Source organism: Fischerella sp. JS2 (assembly GCF_032393985.1).
GTDB lineage: Bacteria > Cyanobacteriota > Cyanobacteriia > Cyanobacteriales > Nostocaceae > Fischerella.
The window spans coordinates 6,911,619-6,929,316 of record NZ_CP135918.1; the positions used below are offsets into that span (position 1 = coordinate 6,911,619).

The window sequence follows — 17,698 nt, forward strand, 5'->3', positions numbered from 1 at the left end:
CTTTATTCAGCAACGCCACAAATTCAAATCCTGGTAGAGTTGCGATCGAGTTATGAATTTGTGCAGATTTAAGTAGAGGTTCAATTGGTAGCTGCAATCCTGCTGTAGGTGTCAGTGGTAATGGCACAAGTTGCAAGTGTTTGTGTCTTTGACTAGCACCAGCGATCTTGCCGGCATTGTAGAATGCTAACCCATCAAATTGAGCCATACACGCCCACATAGCAGCAAAATCTGCTAAAGTCAGTAAACTTTCTTGTTCTTCAAAGGCACGGGTAATCAATAGCAAGTGATATTTAGCAACGTTGTATTTATTTAAAATACACACATGGGTATCAGAAATATCTGCAACAAATAAATCCTGTTCGTAGGGAAGAAAAGGATTAAAATCTTTGGGGGAGGAATTGTTTTGTTTTTCTTGTTTCTGCTTGAGTTCGTCCTTACGAGCTAGGTTAGACACAATCCGCACCAAAAAGCAAACACCGTTTTGCTCGATAAATTCCGATTCTGTCGGTATTGAAACCATAGCATTGGTAGCAAGAGCATGTTCAGTCTGCTGTTTGATTCTTGTCCAGAATGTATGAGCTTGCAGTAATATTTTTCCCTGTGCCATTTGTTAAGGTCTAAGTGATACCAACAAAATTTTATATTATGTTTGTTTGAGGGTTTGTGGGGAGTGGAAGGGAGTGGGGATTAGGGGCAATGGGGAGTGTGTAGACGCACCTTCTTCGGCTTAAGGTAGGGTGGAGTGTGGGGAGTGTGTAGACGCGCAAGCGGCTTAAGGTAAGGGTGGAGTAGTAAGTCATTAACTACTAACCACTAACTACTAACAAACAACAAACAACAACTATCAACTATCAACCAACTAATTTTGGTCACAATTGCGGGAAACTATAAAAGCAGAATGCTCAACAGAGGAGAATCTATGAGTTGGACGAAAGTTCTAGCATCTGATGCACTTTCCCCTGGTGCGAGACAAGTAGTAACAGTTGGTAGCCGAAAAATCTTATTGGTTAATCATGAAGGTCAATTTTATGCAGTGGATAATGCTTGTCCTCATCTGAAATTGTCTTTGAAAAAGGGCAAAATTGTAGATGGGGCAATTGTTTGTCCTTGGCATCGTAGTGCTTTTGATCTTTGCACTGGTGAAGTCAAAGACTGGATTGCATGGCCGCCTGTTATCGGTAAGGCAATGAGTGTAGTATCACGAGAAAAAACACTGCCAGTTTATCCTGTGCGTGTGGAAGAAGGGAGTATCTGGGTTGATGTAGCAGAATAACCAACTGCTGGATCTCATACTTGCTTGCATATCAAGCGATCGCCTCAGCAAAGTAGAATGCAAATTTGTTGTGGCGATCGCTAAACGCCTAAATATCATAATATTTTAATCAAAAAAAGCACACAGCAGTACTCCTTGTGCTATCTGCCTTCTGCAAACAGTAAAAAAACAGCCTATTGATAGATGCCAATTAACCCTCACTATCTAATAATTGTGTATGAGTAGAACCCTTACCTAATTTCTTGAGTTTTAGTGTCAGCAGACTTATGGTTTAATACTCAAAGACGGCGTAGATTCAGATTTAAGGCATATGAATATCTCAGGTCGTAATTACAATATAGAACCTTACGAAGATCCCAATATAGATCCCTATACAAACTCTAATCCAGAACCTTATGCTGATCCCAATGTGGAACCCTATGTAGATCCCAACCCAGAACCTTATGCTGATCCCAATGTGGAACCCTATGTAGATCCCAACCCAGAACCTTATGCCAACGCTAATAGGTATGAGAGTTACTCAGAAATTAGATAATTTCTATTTTGCCGAGTTGTAAATAACTAGTCTAAATCTGGTTCTACGCCGAGCGATGGCAACTGTACTATCAACCTCTGCGTTTGTTGCTGTTCCTGTTCTGTAGGTGTTAACACCCAGCTACCTGTCGTATCATACCAGCGTAACCACAGTTGATCAATATTTTGATATTGTCCTTGCCACACACCTAGACCTAATTCTAATTCTGCAATCCAGAAGCGTTGCTCTTGTAAAATGACCTCAGCATAACGGCCCCCATCCAATTTAAACATTCTGAATGCAGAGGTGTGAAGCTCAAGCCCAAAATCACCATTGCTGACCAGTTTGCACAGATGACAGATGCAAGAATAGAGCGCACGAAGCGACACAAGTTGATAGATATTTTGACAATTGCAATCTGTGCAGTGATATGTGGAGCAGATAGTTGGATGGCGATTGAACTGTATGGCTGCACGAAGTATGAGTGGTTATAAACATTTTTAGAGTTACCAAATGGGAGACCCTCACACGATACATTTGCGAGAGTATTTGCACATTTGAATCCACAGCAATTTCAGGAATGTTTCTTAAACTGGATGAAATCAATCCAGAAAATAATACCAATTAAAATAATGTTTGCGACAGATAACCCCACCCGCCTAACGGCACCCTCTCCTTTCCAAGGGGAGGGTTGGGGTGGGGTCTTATATATCCATGTGTTGTATTCTTTTTTCAAATTGGTATTATTTTCTCGTTACAATACTTTTTCTTTAGACAAAATAGCTATTAAAAACTTGTTTGATAATGATAATTAAATAGAGGAGGAAGGATTAGAAGAGAAGCTCCCATCCTTCCCCCCTCTCTACCTACACTATTATCATTATCATTTAATTATTTTGGGTATTTTAGCTGATTGACAAAATGCACTCTAATATAAAGTTCGCATGATTACTTACAATTCCCTTTTACCTCACCCCGCCTTCGGCACCCCTGTTCTTAGCAAGGAGAGGGGATGGTGGTGAGGTTTTTTATTCTAAGTGATTAACCGAACTTGATATAATTTAACCTCTCACGGATGCTTGCAGGAGAGGTAAGAGTATCTACCAGTTCTTCTGTCACTATTGGAAATAACCCAAGTTGATGAATTGGAAACTTTTATCGCTAAAAAAACGAAATTTGGTTGTGGACAGCAGTCAATAAGAACACTCCGGGAGTTATAGCCTGAGTTTTAGGAGACCGGAGTGCAGAGACATTTAGGCAGTTGTGGCAGGTAATTAGTTGTTGGCATTCTTTCTTTTATGTTACAGATGGTTACCCGGTTTATCCTTGTTTTATTAGCAATGAAGACCATATTGTTAGTAAAACTTATATGACCAGAGTCGTAGACACAAAGCGGCTTGCCGAAGGCTAGCAGAAAACAGTCGTTTTAAACATTATTTGGCTCGACTACATCGTAAATCTTTTTGTTACTCTAAGTCACTACAAATGCTGAAACTATCCATACGAGTAGTCATACATTATTTTAAGTATGGCTCAGTTCCACTCTTTGATGTATCGCACCCATCTGATTGCAGCGATCGCCTGATTTATATTTTCATTCAGCAACACCGGAATTTTTATTAGCTGCTGATATCGTCAGCACAGCTATTTCTCCCTCTTGGGATGCAGTGGCAAAACTGGCAGCGATTACTGAAATTCGTACCTTCCTCAACTTCTTTTCACAACGAGAAGTACGAGAATTACAACAAACAACCCACCCTATTGACGGCAAAGTTCAGTGAAAAACTGAGTTTCTTTAAAAGTTTATTTATTTAAGTAACAACATCTTGAGAGTAAAGCTGATGGTTACAATAACTAAAAACAACACTAAATCGTTCATTTACTCAACAAGAATTGACATTCCTGCAGAAATCCCATCGCAAGTGAATACCTTATTTTTGGGCGTTGCTGAATAAAGGTATGTTTTAGGCAGGTAAGGGAACAGAACGATATTTGAGGTAGTGCAATAACAATCGAACAGAGTATCTCAGCATTTCCTCGGTTTTGGAATAACATAAAGTTTTACGATGAAGACGAGCCAAATAATGTCTAAGCCTTGTGTTTTCATTTTCGACTCGTGTCATGTAGGTCTTACTCACAATTTGGTCACCATCAGGAACAAAACAAGGGTAAACAGGGTATCCATCTGTGACGTAAAAATAACTCTGCCAACACTGGACAATGTTCCATAACTGTTGGAAAGTAGTCGAACTACGATCACCTAAAACCCAAGCAAGAATACCTTGAGTAAAGTGATTTACCGCCGTCCACAACCAGATTTTATTTTTTTTGAACCAATAAATGTTTCTAATTCATCTAGTTCTCCCACCTGCGGAATTTCCTTTGAATTTGGTGTATCCGCCAATTGTGTACCCACTCGTTTAACCCAATGAATAATGGTAGTATGATGAACGTTTTTCACCCTTTCAATTCCACGAAATCCCATACCATTGACGTACATTTTTAGGCATTCTTGTTTGATTTCATCCGAGTAGCCCCTGGGTGGTTTATAGACATCAATGAATTGACGACCACAATCACAGCAAATGTGATTCTGTTTACCTCTTTTCTTTCCATTCTTACGGTTATGACAAGATCCACAGCGTGGACATTCCATGATTAATTGACCTCAATTCATACCGCTATTATGCAACGCCTATTTTTGGCATACTAGGTACTGAAGAACCACCAAGATCACCAAAAGTCGGAAAAAATCACATTTTGGGTTTTATTCATGGGAAAATTATGCCAAATTCTCTCTCCCTGTTACTGTCCGTTAACCTGACAAAACCTAGTTGATTTCGTCCTCTAAATTAATTCGGTGAAATAAGGATTTGTTCTGTTATGTGTGTACATCCAATGGCTCGTAGGAACTTACTATCTTGCTTAATAGTAGTTTCTCTAGTTTTGACAAGTGCCTGTTCTAATCAGAGTTCTAATCAGAATTCGACCAACAATACCAGCAACGCTGGCAGCAAAAAAGTAATTCGCATTGCGATCGGAACCCAAGATCAAACGATTAACACAGTAACGGGGGGTGCAGTCATTCGGGAAGAGAAACTTTTAGAAAAGTACTTACCCAAAACTGGAAAGTATGAAAATGTAGAATACAAAATCGAATGGACAAGCTATACATCAGGACCTCCGATAAACAATAAGATGCTGGCCAATCAAATTGATATTGGTATGATGGGTGACTTTCCATTGACCATTAATGTGACAACTTTCCAGCAGAAGGGAAATGGTGTAAGAACTATTTACATTGGCAGCCTTGCCTATAGTCCAAATGGAGCAGGGAATGCTGTGGTAGTTCCCAAAAATAGCCCTATTAATTCTTTAACTGAGTTGAAAGGCAAGCAAGTTTCTGTACCTTTTGGTTCAGCAGCTCATGGAATGTTATTAAAAGCTTTAAGGGATGTAGGGATCAATCCGAATAAAGATGTAACTCTGATTAGCCAAAGTCCAGAAGTCGGAGGAAGCAGTTTGAAGACAGGTCAAATTGATGCTCATGCTAACTTTGTTCCTTTCGGCGAACTATTTCCTTTTCGGGGTTTTGCTCGTAAAATTTTTGACGGAGCACAGACAGGAGTTCCAACCTTTCATGGAGTATTAGTCCGCTCAGATTTTGCTCAAGAAAATCCGGAAATTGTTGTTGCTTATCTTAAAGCATTGTTAGAAGCAAATAAGATGTTCCGAGAACAGCCAGAGGCAATGGCCACTAAAATTGAGAAATGGTGTGGGGTTGAGCGTGAAGTAGTCTATATGTTTCTTGGTCCTTCCGGCTTACAACAGATTAATCCAACAATTCGTCAAGTTAACTTTGATGCTTTAAAAAATAGCGTTGTCACCTTAAAGCAATTAGGTCGATTAGATGCTAGTGTCAATCCCGAAGATGTGACAAAGTGGGGGGATGATAAATATTTGCGGCAAGCTATGAAAGAAGTTGGTCTAAATTATGATGAGGTTGCAAATGCAAAAGATTTTGTGATTTCCGGTGAAGATGCCCAAACTAAAGAACCGATTAAAGATCCGAAAATGGCAGCCCAACTTTGGCTCAAAGGTAACGATAAGGTGATCAATTTTGCCTCAATCAAAAATATGATGATAATGTTACAAAAGCTGAAGACTGAAAATAAACAAGATAAAGGGGTAATTTTCGTTCACGATCGCAACAATGGCTGGAAACTGCTTGCCGAAAATTCCTTCTATGTTCAAAATGGCAATGAAATTTCTGCATTCTTAACTCAGAAAGATGCTCAAGACTTTGCTCAAAAATCAGGTGTCAAAGTTGTTGACTTTAAGGGACTACAGCAATTTTATGCTCAAACTCAGTAACCATCAAAGTTATAAAAATTAAAAATAGCTTTGAACATTGTTACAAAACAGCTGCGAGATTTATGAGAAGCTAAGTTGGGGACACCTAAATATCTAGAGGTATTCAATGTCTGGCCCGTTTTCTGAGCGTTCTTCACTCAAGACCAAAGTGTTTGGAGGCTTCAGCGCCACAATCGCCCACTCATTGAATGTGTTACACCGCCGTGAGCGATTACCCTTGGAGTTCCTATTTAGTCCCAAAGGATTGCGAAGGGTTCTTTCTCTAGTGTTATTTTTTGGTGTTTGGCAATTTCTATGTACCATCAAATTCAACTTCTTTATTAATTTCGCGTTAATACCGTCACCCCTAGAAGTTCTGGGATCAACCATCGAGTTCTTCTCCAACAACCCGATGTTGCACATATGGGCAAGTGCAGCTCGGGTTCTGTCTGGCTTTGCGATCGCTGCTTCGGTTGGTATCAGCCTGGGCATTTTAATAGGCTGGTTCCAACAGATTGAAGATTTGATATTTCTACCCTTGGAGTTATTAAGACCAATTCCCGCCGTTGCTTGGATTCCGCTAGCGATCCTGATGTTTCCCTCTTCTGAATCTGGAATGATTTATATCACATTCGTTGGTGCGTTCTTCCCAATTCTCATCAGTACAATCCGAGGTGTCGAGAATACAGATTTATTACTGCTGCGAGTGGGTCAATGCTTGGGGGCAAAGCAATGGCATTTGTTCAAAGATATTGTAGTGCCAGGAGCAATGCCAAGTATTGCCAGTGGTCTTGTGATTGGCATGGGTAACGCCTGGTTCTGCTTGGTAACGGCTGAAATTCTCGCAGGTCGTTATGGTATAGGCTATCTGACTTGGGAGTCCTATGTAACATCAAACTATCCCCCGATCGTGATGGGGATGTTACTAATTGGTTTAATGGGTGCTTCCAGTACCTATGCGGTTGATCGACTGACTCGGTTGTTCATGCCCTGGCGAGTAACGAAAAAGCAGAGTCGATAAATTCAGTTAACAGTTATCAGTTAACAATCAACTATCAACCAACAATCTTTGCTGTACCTCCAGGAGATATATCACAAATGGCTACGCTGGCAGATATAAGTTCGGTGCGATCGCTTAAAGGATCTGTTGAAATTGAGAATTTATCTGTATCTTTTAGGCGAAAGGGTCATACAGTGCAGGTTTTAGATTCTATCAATCTGCAAATCTATCCTGGTGAATTTGCTTGTTTGTTGGGACCCTCAGGCTGTGGTAAATCAACGATCCTAAATGTGATCGCAGGGTTCATTAAACCAACTAACGGCTCTGTCTTTGTTGACAAGCAACAAGTCACTACTCCTGGTGCAGACCGAGGGTTTGTTTTTCAGCAGTATTCTTTGTTACCTTGGAAAACCACATTTGAGAATGTCGAGTTTGGACTTAAGATTCAGGGATTACCGAAATTACAACGGCAGGAGTTGGTGAATGATTACTTAAATAGAGTAGGTCTCTATAAGCACCGTCATTCTTACCCTCATCAACTTTCAGGAGGAATGCAGCAACGGGCAAGTATTGTTAGAGCATTGGTAAACTCTCCTTCAGTACTACTGATGGATGAACCTTTCGCAGCTTTAGATGCCCAAACACGTCAAATGATGCGGGAGCTTTTATTAACTATTTGGAGTAACCTCAAGCTAACAGTAATTTTTGTTACTCACGATATTGAAGAAGCCATTTTTCTGAGTGACAAAATTTTTGTCATGGGTTTTTATCCAGGTAATATCAAAGCAAAGATAGATATAGGCTTAGAGCGACCTCGTCATATAGATTGTTTATTATCCTCTGAATTTGCCAAACTGAATCGGCAAATTTTTGAATTAATTCGCGAAGAAACACTCAAAAGCATGGAGTTAGATTAATAACCAATATAAAGAGTATTTTCTCAGAAATTATTACAAATACTGAGGAGCTTGGAAGTGGATATTCAAATTAACACACAACGAATACAAACAGATGTTCTAGTCATTGGGGGGGGTACGGCTGGAACAATGGCAGCGATCAAGGCGAAGCAAGCTCATCCTGATGGTGATGTACTGATTTTAGAAAAGGCAAACATTCGTCGCAGTGGTGCGATCGCGATGGGTATGGATGGAGTCAACACAGCCGTTATCCCCGGCAATTCCACCCCAGAGCAGTATGTTCGCGAAGTGACAATTGCTAATGATGGCATCGTCAACCAAAAAGCAGTCTATCAAACAGGCAAGCTTGGCTTTGAAGTTATCCAAGAACTGGAAAGTTGGGGAGTTAAATTTCAAAAAGATACTCAAGGAAATTACGACTTAAAACAAGTGCATCGGGTAGGAAAATATGTATTACCGATGCCAGAAGGCAAGGATCTCAAAACAATTTTGACCCGTCAGGTAAAACGACATAAAGTCAGAGTCACTAATCGCGTCATGGCAACTCGCGTGCTTGTGCAGAATGGGCGTGCGATCGGGGCAGTTGGGTTTGACGTGCGATCAGGGGATTTTGTCGTCATTCAAGCAAAGGCAGTAATTCTCTGTACTGGAGCCTGTGGACGTTTGGGGCTGCCTTTGTCTGGCTACCTCTACGGCACCTATGAAAATCCCACAAATGCAGGCGATGGCTACTCAATGGCATATCACGCCGGAGCAGAACTAACAAATATTGAGTGCTTTCAGATCAATCCATTGATCAAAGACTATAACGGACCCGCCTGTGCTTATGTTGCTGGTCCCTTTGGTGCTTACACCGCCAATGCTGAAGGTTATCGCTTCATCCGGTGTGATTATTGGAGCGGTCAAATGATGCTGGAGATTTGGAAGGAACTTAACTCTGGTAAAGGACCGATCCAACTCAAAATGACCCACCTTGATGAAGATACGATCGCAGAGATTGAATCTATTCTTTGGTCAAACGAGCGCCCTAGTCGTGGGCGATTCCATGAAGGGCGAGGAGAAAATTACCGCACTCATGGCGTAGAAATGCACATTTCAGAGATTGGTTTGTGCAGTGGTCACAGCGCATCTGGCGTTTGGGTAAATGAGAAAGCCGAAACGACAATACCAGGATTGTATGCAGCAGGGGATATGGCAAGTGTTCCCCATAATTACATGATTGGGGCATTTGTATTTGGACGATTAGCAGGTATCCATGCTGTAGACTATATCCAAGAATTGGAGCATATCGAGCCTGATTTAGACTTTTTAAAAGCAGAGAAAGCACGGATTTATGCTCCGCTCACTCGCCCGAATGGTATCCCCCATACGCAAGTGGAGTATAAATTGCGCCGACTGGTTAACGATTATCTACAACCACCGAAGGTGGGTCACAAGATGGAAATTGGGTTAAACTACTTTACCCGCTACAACGAAACTTTGGACATGATGGGTGCGCGTGATCCCCACGAACTCATGCGGTGTATGGAAGTTCACTTTATTCGGGATTGCGCAGAAATGGCAGCACGGTCATCGCTTTATCGGCGGGAAAGTCGTTGGGGATTATACCACTACCGATTAGATTACCCAGAGAAAAATAATGAGGAATGGTTCTGTCACATTAACTTGAAAAAGCATGAGTCGGGAGAAATGATTCTCTTTAAGCGCCAGGTTGAGCCATACGTGGTAGAAGTGGATTTAGAGAAAGAAGTCTATGATGTTGCGGTTCGTAAGAGATAAGTGCTTTTTTAACGCAGAGGAGCGCGGAGGTTTTCGCAGAGGAACGCAGAGTTTTTGTGAATTTGTGTAATGTTGTAGTAGGTTATCAAAGCAAGGGGTATAAAATTTTATGGCTTTAGCAATCCAAAGAGTGGATGTTCCTGTGATTGTCGATGAGTCGAAGTGTCTGGAAAAATGTACAGCTTGCATTGAGGTTTGTCCGTTAGATGTGCTGGTGAAGAATCCAGAAACAGGCAAGGCATATATGAAGTACGATGAGTGCTGGTTCTGTTTGCCGTGTGAGAAGGAGTGTCCCACCAACGCTATTACTGTGCAAATTCCATTTTTGTTACGGTAATTAATTAGAGAAGATGTAAATAAAAAACATGTTTGCTGATACGGATTCTGAACTGAAGCAATGGTTAGATATGCTGGGATCGCCTGAGATAAGCGATCGCTTGGTTGCAGTCAAAGCCCTGCAACATTTAGGTGATGAGGCAGCGCTACAGCCGTTGATGACGGCACTACAGGATGAGAGTTTGGCGGTGCAAAAGTTAGCAGTAACAGCACTTTGGGAGTTGGCAAACGAAAATGCTGTTCCAGCTTTATTGAGGTGCTTAGAATCACCTGATGCAGAGATTCGCCAAGAGGCGCTGTCAGCTTTGGGGGAGTTAGTTACACCGGATCATCTGCTGTTGCTTTTGGATGTTCTGCAAAAGGACAATTTCCATGTCCAGATCAGTGTGCTGACTCTGCTAAGAAAAATTCATGATGCTCAGTTTCTACCTTATGTGTTACCCTTGTTGGAAGCAAAACAGGCAGCTTTACGAGAAGCAGCAGTGACTACACTCCGGTATCTCAACCAAGTGGAGCGGTGTCAGCCAATTCTGGCGCTGATGACAGACTCGGATGCAACGGTACGCCGTGCTGCTGCTCTCACTCTAGGGCATTTGGCAGACGAACAGGTGGTTAGTTTGCTATGTCAAGCTTTGACATCGGATGCTGATTGGCAGGTGCGCCGTAATGCAGCCCAATCTCTTGCCCTTCATGCATCGAGTGATGCATTGCCAGCCCTTGCGACTGCTCTGGAGGATGAACATTGGCAAGTCCGCAAATTTGCTATTCAAGTAATACAAAAAACGCCGGATGAGCGGTTTTTACCTAGATTAGTGAAAGCGTTGACTGATGAATCTTCGGATGTCCGTCGAGATGCTGCGATCGCGCTTGGTATTCTCAAAAACCCCGCAGCGCTGAATGCGCTCCAGCAAGCGTTAGACGATCCGGATCGAGACGTGTGTATTTACGCACAACGAGCCATTCAAAGTATTCAAGAATCGCAAGGGGGAGGTACTCATGCCTAAAGACGATTCTCCTTTTGGACAAGCTAGGTTATTATGGGTAATTGCCTACAATGAGGAGATATTAACGAACACAGATGCACACCGATGCATACAGATGGATTATGGGTTGGCTGCTTAGTTAATTGCCGATCCCTATTCCCCGTTGCCCTTGATCTGTGCTCCCTATTTTCAAGAGATTGCACAGAAGTCATCTTTGACTTTTATGAGCAGTGTCCGCAAGGATATTATTCACTGTCATGATAAACTCTTGTTCCAGATAGGGTTTGGTGAAGTAAGCTGTGGCACCTAATTGCATTGCTAATTGGTAATGTTTCTCATTGCCACGAGATGTAAGCATCACAACTGGAATCTGTGAAAGTTGAGGATTTCGACGACGGTAGCTGAGAAACTCAAAGCCATTCATTCGAGGCATTTCGATGTCACAAATCACAAGTTGCACTGAAGAATTTTGTTGTAATTTCTCGATCGCTTCTTGTCCATTTTGTGCATGTAGGACTCGAAAACCAGATCTTTTTAGGGAAAGAGCTAAGCTTCGGCGCAGAGTAACTGCATCATCAACAACTAGAACTACTGGTGCTGAAATCTGTTTGCTGGTAGGTAAGGAGGGACGAAATGATGCACTTTCAGTTTCAGCAGTGATTTGCAAACTAGATGTATCGCTAATTGCATCCCGGTTTTGGGTTTGAACAAAACTCAAGAGGCTATTAGCATCAATCACAGGAATTAGACTGCCATCGCCCAGGATGGTACAGCCGTAAGTATAGCCAGGAGGCGCGATCGCACTACCAAACGGTTTAATGACTAACTCTTGCTCGGTTAGCAATTGAGCAACCTGCAAAGCAACGATCTGCTGCTCGTGTCTGAGGAGCAGTACTGGCAATTCCCAAGATTCAGATGCAAAAATAGAAGTCCATAGCCGATTAGGAGGAGTTTCTGGTAGTGGACAGCTATAGTCTAAAAGGTCAGCCAGTTGATAAAGTGGAATAATTTTTTCTTCCCAAAGGAGAAAACGTTGGGTTCCAGATTGTCTGATTTGTGCGGCTTCAGGTGCTAAGATTTCAACTACATTGTCCGTGCGTAGGGCAATACTGGTCGAGCCACTGCTACAAATCATTAATCTTGCCATTGTGAGAGTCAACGGCAGATATAGCGTAAAGCTTGTTCCCTGTTTAGGAACAGATTTAACGGTAATTCTTCCTTTGATTGATTGTAATTGCGATCGCACGACATCCAGACCAATGCCTCGCCCTGAGAGCTGATTCACCTGAGAGACTGTGGAGAATCCTGGCTCAAAAATGAACTCGTAAAGCTCAGTTGCACAGGCAACCGCGAGTTGTTGTATTGACAAGTAGCCTAGTTCTAAGGCTCGACTCCGAATCCGTTCTAAATTTAGTCCCTGACCATCATCCTTCACTTCAATAATTGTTTGATTGCCTTTATGATAGGCACAAATTTCAATCTGTCCCTGTTCTGGTTTAGAGTGCTGTCGCCTGACCTCTGGTGGCTCAATACCGTGATCGAAGGCGTTGCGAAGCAAATGTAATAGTGGATCGTAAAGTTTTTCTAGGATTGCTTTTTCCACCAATACATCTGCACCAGTAAGCTTTAAAATCACAGGCTTGCGATAAGTTGTAGATAGATCCCGCAATACACGAGGAAAACTATTCAAAATTTCGCCCAAGGGTAACATGCGTGCCTGGAGTAGGTCATCCCGTAGGTTTGTCAGCATATGTCGCTGTTGAACCAGGATTTGCTCTGATTGCTTAGCAAACAGATCCATGTCGTCAGTAACTTCTTCTAGCTGCACCATCTCCTCAAGAATCTCTTGGACATGGGAGTGCAAAGCTCCGTACCTATCTATCTCTAGGGAATCAAAATCAGGGGTAGTAATACGATCCCCACTCGTAGCAGTGTCTTTTTCGCTAATCTGTGAGAGGTTGCTTTGTTGTGGAACTTTATTGGGAGGAAAGTTACTTCGCTGTTTTCCTTGAGGGCGATCGCACTCTGGGGTCACGAGTGTTTGGTCACAAATTTGCCGCAACTGGTTCATTTGCTTCTGTAAGCGAGCAAAGCGTTGCCGTAGATTTCGCAACGCTGCCAAAAGCTGCTCATTTTGGAGGAAAATCCCTTCACGGCTAATGACCAGTTCACCCACAAGGTTGTTCATGCTTTCTAGGCGCTCTGAGTCTACTCGTACGCTGAGACTTGGATTAGTCGGCAATTCAGCCTGATGAACGTAGAACGGAGGAATTGTCTGGTATTGCTCGGTTGATTGGCTCACTTGCAAGGCACTACCAAGCTCGGAGCGAACAGTTTTGGCACAGAGGTCTAGCTGATGTTGAGGAATGAGGTGTAATTGGTTGTGAAGGTTCAGGAACTCCTGCTTTTGGGATGTTGTCACAACTTCCGCACTGACTGGCTCATCTCCATTTTCTTCAACTTGAGGAATGCCTGAAAATTCGACTGCCGTTGTCGATTCAGTATCTTCTGTTGGCAGGTGCAATAAATCGTTACTTACAGAGATGGAACTTTCTAAACTAGCGGTTGGGTTAGCGTCCTCAAGCTGAGGCATGACGTTGATGGTGTCAGTGATCACTGCCTCGGTTTGCGAAATTGACTCCGCCGTAGTTAGCGGCTCGGAGATTGGTAGAGTTGTTGTTGTGGCGTCTGCCAATGCCATTAAGGCAGCTGAAGCACCTGTTTGTTGTGTGCGATCACCTGACAGCATTGCATTTCGATAGCGCTCAAAATCAGTTAATGTCAGTAGTGTAATTTCCAAGGCTCGATGTGGATGAGTATTGAGAGCTTGGAGGGCCGTGTTGGCAATTGCCCCAAATTCTGGCAGGTTCAGGAGTTCAGCAAATCCAGCAAAGACTTCTGCCTGCGCTCGTAACTCTCCTGCGACTTGATACTGATGAGGAGCGGCCAAAACCTTCGCTAGTCGTTCCAACCCTTGAGCAACATCTACAGTAAAAATGTCAGTCACCAGATTGATACCTAAATCGGGTGAACTCGGAATATATCGATCCGTGTGGAATAGCGCGTCTCCACAACGTGCTTCCAGTTGGGTAAAAATCGGCTCAGCGATCGCCAATGCTGCCTCTGGGTCAAAACGTCCTGTTGTGATTTGCTCTATTAAAGGTAAACGCAGACAGTCGTAAGCTTGTAATAGGTAAGTTTCTAGCTCTGTATCAATTTCTAATGTTTCGTCATACAAAGCTTTGAGAATGTTTTCTAGACGATGCGCTAGTATTGCGATCGCATTTAATCCAACACTAGCGGCTCCTCCTTTGAGGGTGTGAGCAGTACGCATTAAGTCATGGACTTTGGCAATACTCCGCTCTTGGTTGAGGGACAATAGTCCAACTTCGAGTACTTGCAGTAACTCAGATGCTTCTTCTATGAAGAATTGGTAGGCTTGGTCACGAATTTCGGGGGGGATTGCCATAGTAGTCTGTCAACAGGGATCGGGAATTGGCGGAAGTGTGAAGGGTAGGGAAGGTGGAGAAGACAGGGAGGACAAGGGAGTGTGGGGAGTGTGGGGAGTAAGTAGTTTAAAGAATAAGTAACTACTAACCACTAACCACTAACTACTAACTACTAACTACTAACCAATGACAAATGACAATTGACCATTTACTACTTGACTTTAAATTGCCCAATACTCTCCTGTAACAATTGTGCTACTTGACGCAATTGTTCAAACGATGATAAGACCTGATTAGCTTGTGTTGAGGTTTGATTGGCGATTAAGGCAACATCTTGCATAGTTCGGGTAACAGCTTCGGAGGTTTGAGATTGAGAAATCGTTGCCTGAGAGATCGTGGTAACGCGTTGGCTAATTTCAGAACTGACTGCTGTAATTTGATTTAAGCTTTGGCGAGTGTCGTCTATGAGCTTGGTTCCTGTTACAACCTGTTCTGTTCCCAATTCCATCGCTGTAATCACTTCCCTCGTTTCTGCCTGAATGGTGAGAACTAATTGTCTAATTTCTTCTGTCGCTTCTGCGGATTGTCGTGCCAAGGTTCGTATCTCCTCAGCAATCATGGAAAAACCTCTGCCTTCTGAACCAGCACGAGATGCCTCCACCGAAGCATTGATTGCCAGAATATTGGTTCGAGCAGCAAAAGCACTAATGAGTTCAACGGCTTTAGAAATTCTTTGGGAAGACTCTCCCAGATATTTTACCTTCTTAGCAGCCTCTGCAACCGTTGTCCGGATTGCCTGCATTCCGTCCACCGTTTGGTTCATGACAGCATCTCCTTCTGCCACAGTCTGATCTGCGAGTTTCACAGCCTCTTCTGCCTGTGCTGCATTGGCAGCAACTTCTCGGGCAGCGTTCGCCATTGCTGTCACCAATTCTAAGGCGGCGCTCACTTCCTCTGCTTGCCGTAATGCTTCTACTGACAAAGATTGCACGGAGAGATCATTGGTGTTTGTTGTCACAACTACTTGATTAGTTGCTTTTTGCACCTGAAGTACTATTTTCCGTAAGCTAGCCACAGTAGCATTGTAAACATCTGCAATTGTACCAATCTCATCATCTGTTACCTTCGCCCGAACCATTAAATTCCCTCGACTGATTGGGTCTACTTCCGTAAGCAGTTCTATTGCCCGTTTTTGCAGCCTTTCTTTGAGCTGACGCTGTTCTTCTGCTAAGCGGATTGTTCGCTCTAACAATTCGACTCGGTTGATCGAAAGCCCAAGTTCATTGCTTAAGCGTTTGAGGAAATTGATTTCAAACTCGTGCCAATGGCGAGAACTTGAGCAGTTATGAGCAATCAATAACCCGAAAATTTCATCACCACTGAGAATGGGAATTACTAAACTTGCTTTGACTTGTAACTGTTTTAGTAACTTGAGATGTTCGAGATGAAACCCTGCTTGGGAGATGTCATTTTCGACCAAAACTCGGCCTTGATAGTAGGCATCACGGACTACTTGGGGAATGCAGGAATCATTGACATTAAGCTCAAGAGCGCTTGACCATTTTGCTGCCACAGATTCTGAGATAATGCCTCCGCTTGAGCCAGCATCAAAGCGATAAATCACCAGCCGATCTAGTTGCAGGAGATTTCGTGTTCCCTCAAGGGTCTGATCAAAAATATTTTGCAGATCCGGTGTTCGTAATGCTCCAGACCCTTGTGCTGTCATCAGTAACCGCTCCTGTGCTGCTTCCAACGCTTGTGCCCCTGAAGTCTCCTGCAACTGTTGTGCCATCTGGTTGATGTTGTTTGCCAATGAAGCAATTTCATCTGTCCCCTGAAAATGCAGGCGAGTTCCCAACGCTCCTTGACCAATTTTTTCGACTGCCGTTGCCGCTACTAAAATCGGACGAATTGCTCGGTTCGCTACAATCGCTGCGATCGCAGCCACTAATAAAGCGGTGATACTAGTTCCAATTGACAGCGTCAGCAGGAATTGTCGTTGTGCGGCGAACGCAGTATCTGTATCAACAGAAACAATCGCTCGCCAATTCAGATTTGGCAACCCTCGAAGTTTTACAGGAGGACTATAGCTGATCAGTTGCTCAGTCTTAGTTTTGGAATTGTAGGAGATAGTAGTGCTGACCTCATTGGCTGCCTGGAGGCGATTAAATAAAGGATAAATTTCTTGAGGAACAATTTTCTTGTATTCCTCTTGGCGCTCCGTTGTGCCTGTATTTGAAGGATCAAATGTTACTACTCTTGTGCCTTCAGTAGAGCCTTCAGGACCTAGAAAAACCTCGTTAGAAGCATTAATCAGGTAATACTGTGTTCCTTGAGTTCCATAATTTCGCAGTACTTCATCCAGAAATTCCATCGGCACACGGGCCCGGATGAACCCAATGGGTCGGTCTGTAGCTTTATCTTTAATAATGGAAGCTGCATAAAGACAAAAAACCTTTGAGCTTTCCGAAATTCTTGGTTGGCTGATGCTTGCTCCGTTGTTTTTTAATGCTGCTTGAATATAATCTTGGTTAAGCTGGTTTCCAAGCAGGGAGCCTGCTGTTTGAGCAATTACATTTCCCTGTAAATCAAAAACTGCAATACTGTCATAGATGCCATAGCTATTCATGAGGCGCGTAAGAGCTGCTACTTGATCTTCGGCTGTCATTCGCGATCGCAACTGAGGATCAGTAAAAACATCTAGACTTGCCATTGCTTGAATATCATTAAAGCGTTGACGCATAAACAGGTTTGCTTTCTGTTGCAAGTCAATTACCTTCGCTTTCCCAAAAGCTTCTACTTGCTGGGTAATTGACTGATTGGCAAAATAATAGGCAGTTCCCCCAATCGCTAACACTGGAATTGTACTCATTGCGATCGCAACATAGGTGGCTTTTGCTCTGACATTAACGTTTTGCCACCAGCGAACTAGCCGATCTCGCAGAGGCATCTGTAAGTTCTCGCTGCTCAAATTGTGTCGGTTTAACAGGGGCAGTTTAGAAGTTTTGCGTGATTGCAGGAGCTGTTTGTGATGTGGAAGAGCATCAGGGGAAGTTATATAGATCAAATCAGTACTCTGCTGATCTGTAAC

General features: G+C 42.9%; 13 protein-coding genes and 4 pseudogenes. 12 read left to right on the forward strand and 5 right to left on the reverse strand.

Annotated elements, in window-relative coordinates; all coding sequences use genetic code 11:
• Positions 1-16: 16 nt before the first annotated feature.
• Positions 17-610 (reverse strand): annotated as a pseudogene (locus tag RS893_RS29655) (phosphorylase); the annotation flags it as partial.
• Positions 611-922: 312 nt separating this feature from the next.
• On the opposite strand from RS893_RS29655, the gene RS893_RS29660 reads away from it, so the two are divergent.
• The gene (locus RS893_RS29660; protein WP_315789132.1) at positions 923-1,276 is read left to right on the forward strand and encodes a Rieske (2Fe-2S) protein; all 354 of its coding nucleotides are present in this window, start codon (positions 923-925) and stop codon (positions 1,274-1,276) included.
• 310 nt (positions 1,277-1,586) lie between these two features.
• On the forward strand, positions 1,587-1,811 hold the full coding sequence (locus RS893_RS29665; RefSeq protein ID WP_315789133.1) for a hypothetical protein: 225 nt from the start codon (positions 1,587-1,589) through the stop codon (positions 1,809-1,811).
• A 26-nt stretch (positions 1,812-1,837) separates the two neighbouring features.
• On the opposite strand, the pseudogene RS893_RS29670 reads toward RS893_RS29665, so the two are convergent.
• Positions 1,838-2,101: pseudogene (locus RS893_RS29670) on the reverse strand (hypothetical protein); the annotation flags it as partial.
• Between RS893_RS29670 and RS893_RS29675 the strand changes: the two are divergent.
• The 3 genes and pseudogenes from RS893_RS29675 to RS893_RS29685 form a co-directional block, all read left to right on the forward strand.
• A pseudogene (locus RS893_RS29675) lies at positions 2,099-2,446 on the forward strand (ISAs1 family transposase); the annotation flags it as partial. The pseudogenes RS893_RS29670 and RS893_RS29675 sit on opposite strands and share 3 nt — an antisense overlap.
• Positions 2,447-2,914: 468 nt before the next feature.
• Positions 2,915-3,413, forward strand: a pseudogene (locus RS893_RS29680) (IS1 family transposase); the annotation flags it as partial.
• Positions 3,359-3,571, forward strand: a complete 213-nt coding sequence (locus tag RS893_RS29685) for a DUF1622 domain-containing protein (RefSeq protein WP_315789134.1) — start codon at positions 3,359-3,361, stop codon at positions 3,569-3,571. The pseudogene RS893_RS29680 and the gene RS893_RS29685, both read left to right, overlap by 55 nt.
• Positions 3,572-3,754: 183 nt before the next feature.
• Here the strand turns inward: RS893_RS29685 and RS893_RS29690 are convergent.
• A protein-coding gene (locus tag RS893_RS29690) for an IS1 family transposase (protein ID WP_315784082.1) occupies positions 3,755-4,446 on the reverse strand; the annotation gives its coding sequence in 2 pieces (ribosomal slippage) (positions 3,755-4,122 and positions 4,122-4,446; 693 coding nt in all).
• Between the two features lie 242 nt (positions 4,447-4,688).
• On the opposite strand from RS893_RS29690, the gene RS893_RS29695 reads away from it, so the two are divergent.
• The 7 genes from RS893_RS29695 to RS893_RS29725 all read left to right on the forward strand — a co-directional run bounded on the left by RS893_RS29695 (position 4,689) and on the right by RS893_RS29725 (position 11,297).
• Positions 4,689-6,164: an ABC transporter substrate-binding protein gene (locus RS893_RS29695; RefSeq protein WP_315789135.1), complete on the forward strand. Its 1,476-nt coding sequence runs from the start codon at positions 4,689-4,691 to the stop codon at positions 6,162-6,164.
• A gap of 106 nt (positions 6,165-6,270) precedes the next feature.
• Complete coding sequence (locus RS893_RS29700) at positions 6,271-7,164, forward strand: ABC transporter permease (protein ID WP_315789136.1); 894 nt, start codon at positions 6,271-6,273, stop codon at positions 7,162-7,164.
• A 77-nt stretch (positions 7,165-7,241) separates the two neighbouring features.
• A complete protein-coding gene (locus tag RS893_RS29705) occupies positions 7,242-8,060 on the forward strand; it encodes an ABC transporter ATP-binding protein (RefSeq protein WP_315789137.1) in 819 nt (272 codons plus the stop codon).
• Between the two features lie 57 nt (positions 8,061-8,117).
• On the forward strand, positions 8,118-9,839 hold the full coding sequence (locus tag RS893_RS29710) for a fumarate reductase/succinate dehydrogenase flavoprotein subunit (protein ID WP_315789138.1): 1,722 nt from the start codon (positions 8,118-8,120) through the stop codon (positions 9,837-9,839).
• A 109-nt stretch (positions 9,840-9,948) separates the two neighbouring features.
• The gene (locus tag RS893_RS29715) at positions 9,949-10,176 is read left to right on the forward strand and encodes a 4Fe-4S dicluster domain-containing protein (protein WP_016868862.1); all 228 of its coding nucleotides are present in this window, start codon (positions 9,949-9,951) and stop codon (positions 10,174-10,176) included.
• A gap of 28 nt (positions 10,177-10,204) precedes the next feature.
• Positions 10,205-11,179, forward strand: a complete 975-nt coding sequence (locus RS893_RS29720) for a HEAT repeat domain-containing protein (protein ID WP_315789139.1) — start codon at positions 10,205-10,207, stop codon at positions 11,177-11,179.
• Entirely contained in the window at positions 11,172-11,297 is a 126-nt protein-coding gene (locus tag RS893_RS29725; protein WP_315789140.1) for a hypothetical protein, read from the forward strand. Before RS893_RS29720 ends, RS893_RS29725 begins: the two co-directional genes overlap by 8 nt.
• A 69-nt stretch (positions 11,298-11,366) precedes the next feature.
• Here RS893_RS29725 and RS893_RS29730 read toward each other — a convergent pair whose 3' ends face one another.
• Positions 11,367-14,627, reverse strand: a complete 3,261-nt coding sequence (locus RS893_RS29730) for a hybrid sensor histidine kinase/response regulator (protein WP_315789141.1) — start codon at positions 14,625-14,627, stop codon at positions 11,367-11,369.
• Positions 14,628-14,818: 191 nt separating this feature from the next.
• Positions 14,819-17,557: a methyl-accepting chemotaxis protein gene (locus RS893_RS29735; protein WP_315789142.1), complete on the reverse strand. Its 2,739-nt coding sequence runs from the start codon at positions 17,555-17,557 to the stop codon at positions 14,819-14,821.
• Positions 17,558-17,698: the final 141 nt, after the last annotated feature.

What these genes read in the sequence shown, in the direction of transcription:
- RS893_RS29660 (WP_315789132.1), top strand. Translation starts at nt 923, where the DNA reads ATGAGTTGGACGAAAGTTCTAGCATCTGATGCACTTTCCCCTGGTGCG.
- RS893_RS29665 (WP_315789133.1), top strand. Translation starts at nt 1,587, where the DNA reads ATGAATATCTCAGGTCGTAATTACAATATAGAACCTTACGAAGATCCC.
- RS893_RS29695 (WP_315789135.1), top strand. Translation starts at nt 4,689, where the DNA reads ATGGCTCGTAGGAACTTACTATCTTGCTTAATAGTAGTTTCTCTAGTT.
- RS893_RS29700 (WP_315789136.1), top strand. Translation starts at nt 6,271, where the DNA reads ATGTCTGGCCCGTTTTCTGAGCGTTCTTCACTCAAGACCAAAGTGTTT.
- RS893_RS29705 (WP_315789137.1), top strand. Translation starts at nt 7,242, where the DNA reads ATGGCTACGCTGGCAGATATAAGTTCGGTGCGATCGCTTAAAGGATCT.
- RS893_RS29715 (WP_016868862.1), top strand. Translation starts at nt 9,949, where the DNA reads ATGGCTTTAGCAATCCAAAGAGTGGATGTTCCTGTGATTGTCGATGAG.
- RS893_RS29720 (WP_315789139.1), top strand. Translation starts at nt 10,205, where the DNA reads ATGTTTGCTGATACGGATTCTGAACTGAAGCAATGGTTAGATATGCTG.
- RS893_RS29725 (WP_315789140.1), top strand. Translation starts at nt 11,172, where the DNA reads ATGCCTAAAGACGATTCTCCTTTTGGACAAGCTAGGTTATTATGGGTA.
- RS893_RS29730 (WP_315789141.1), bottom strand. Translation starts at nt 14,627, where the DNA reads ATGGCAATCCCCCCCGAAATTCGTGACCAAGCCTACCAATTCTTCATA.
- RS893_RS29735 (WP_315789142.1), bottom strand. Translation starts at nt 17,557, where the DNA reads ATGCCTCTGCGAGATCGGCTAGTTCGCTGGTGGCAAAACGTTAATGTC.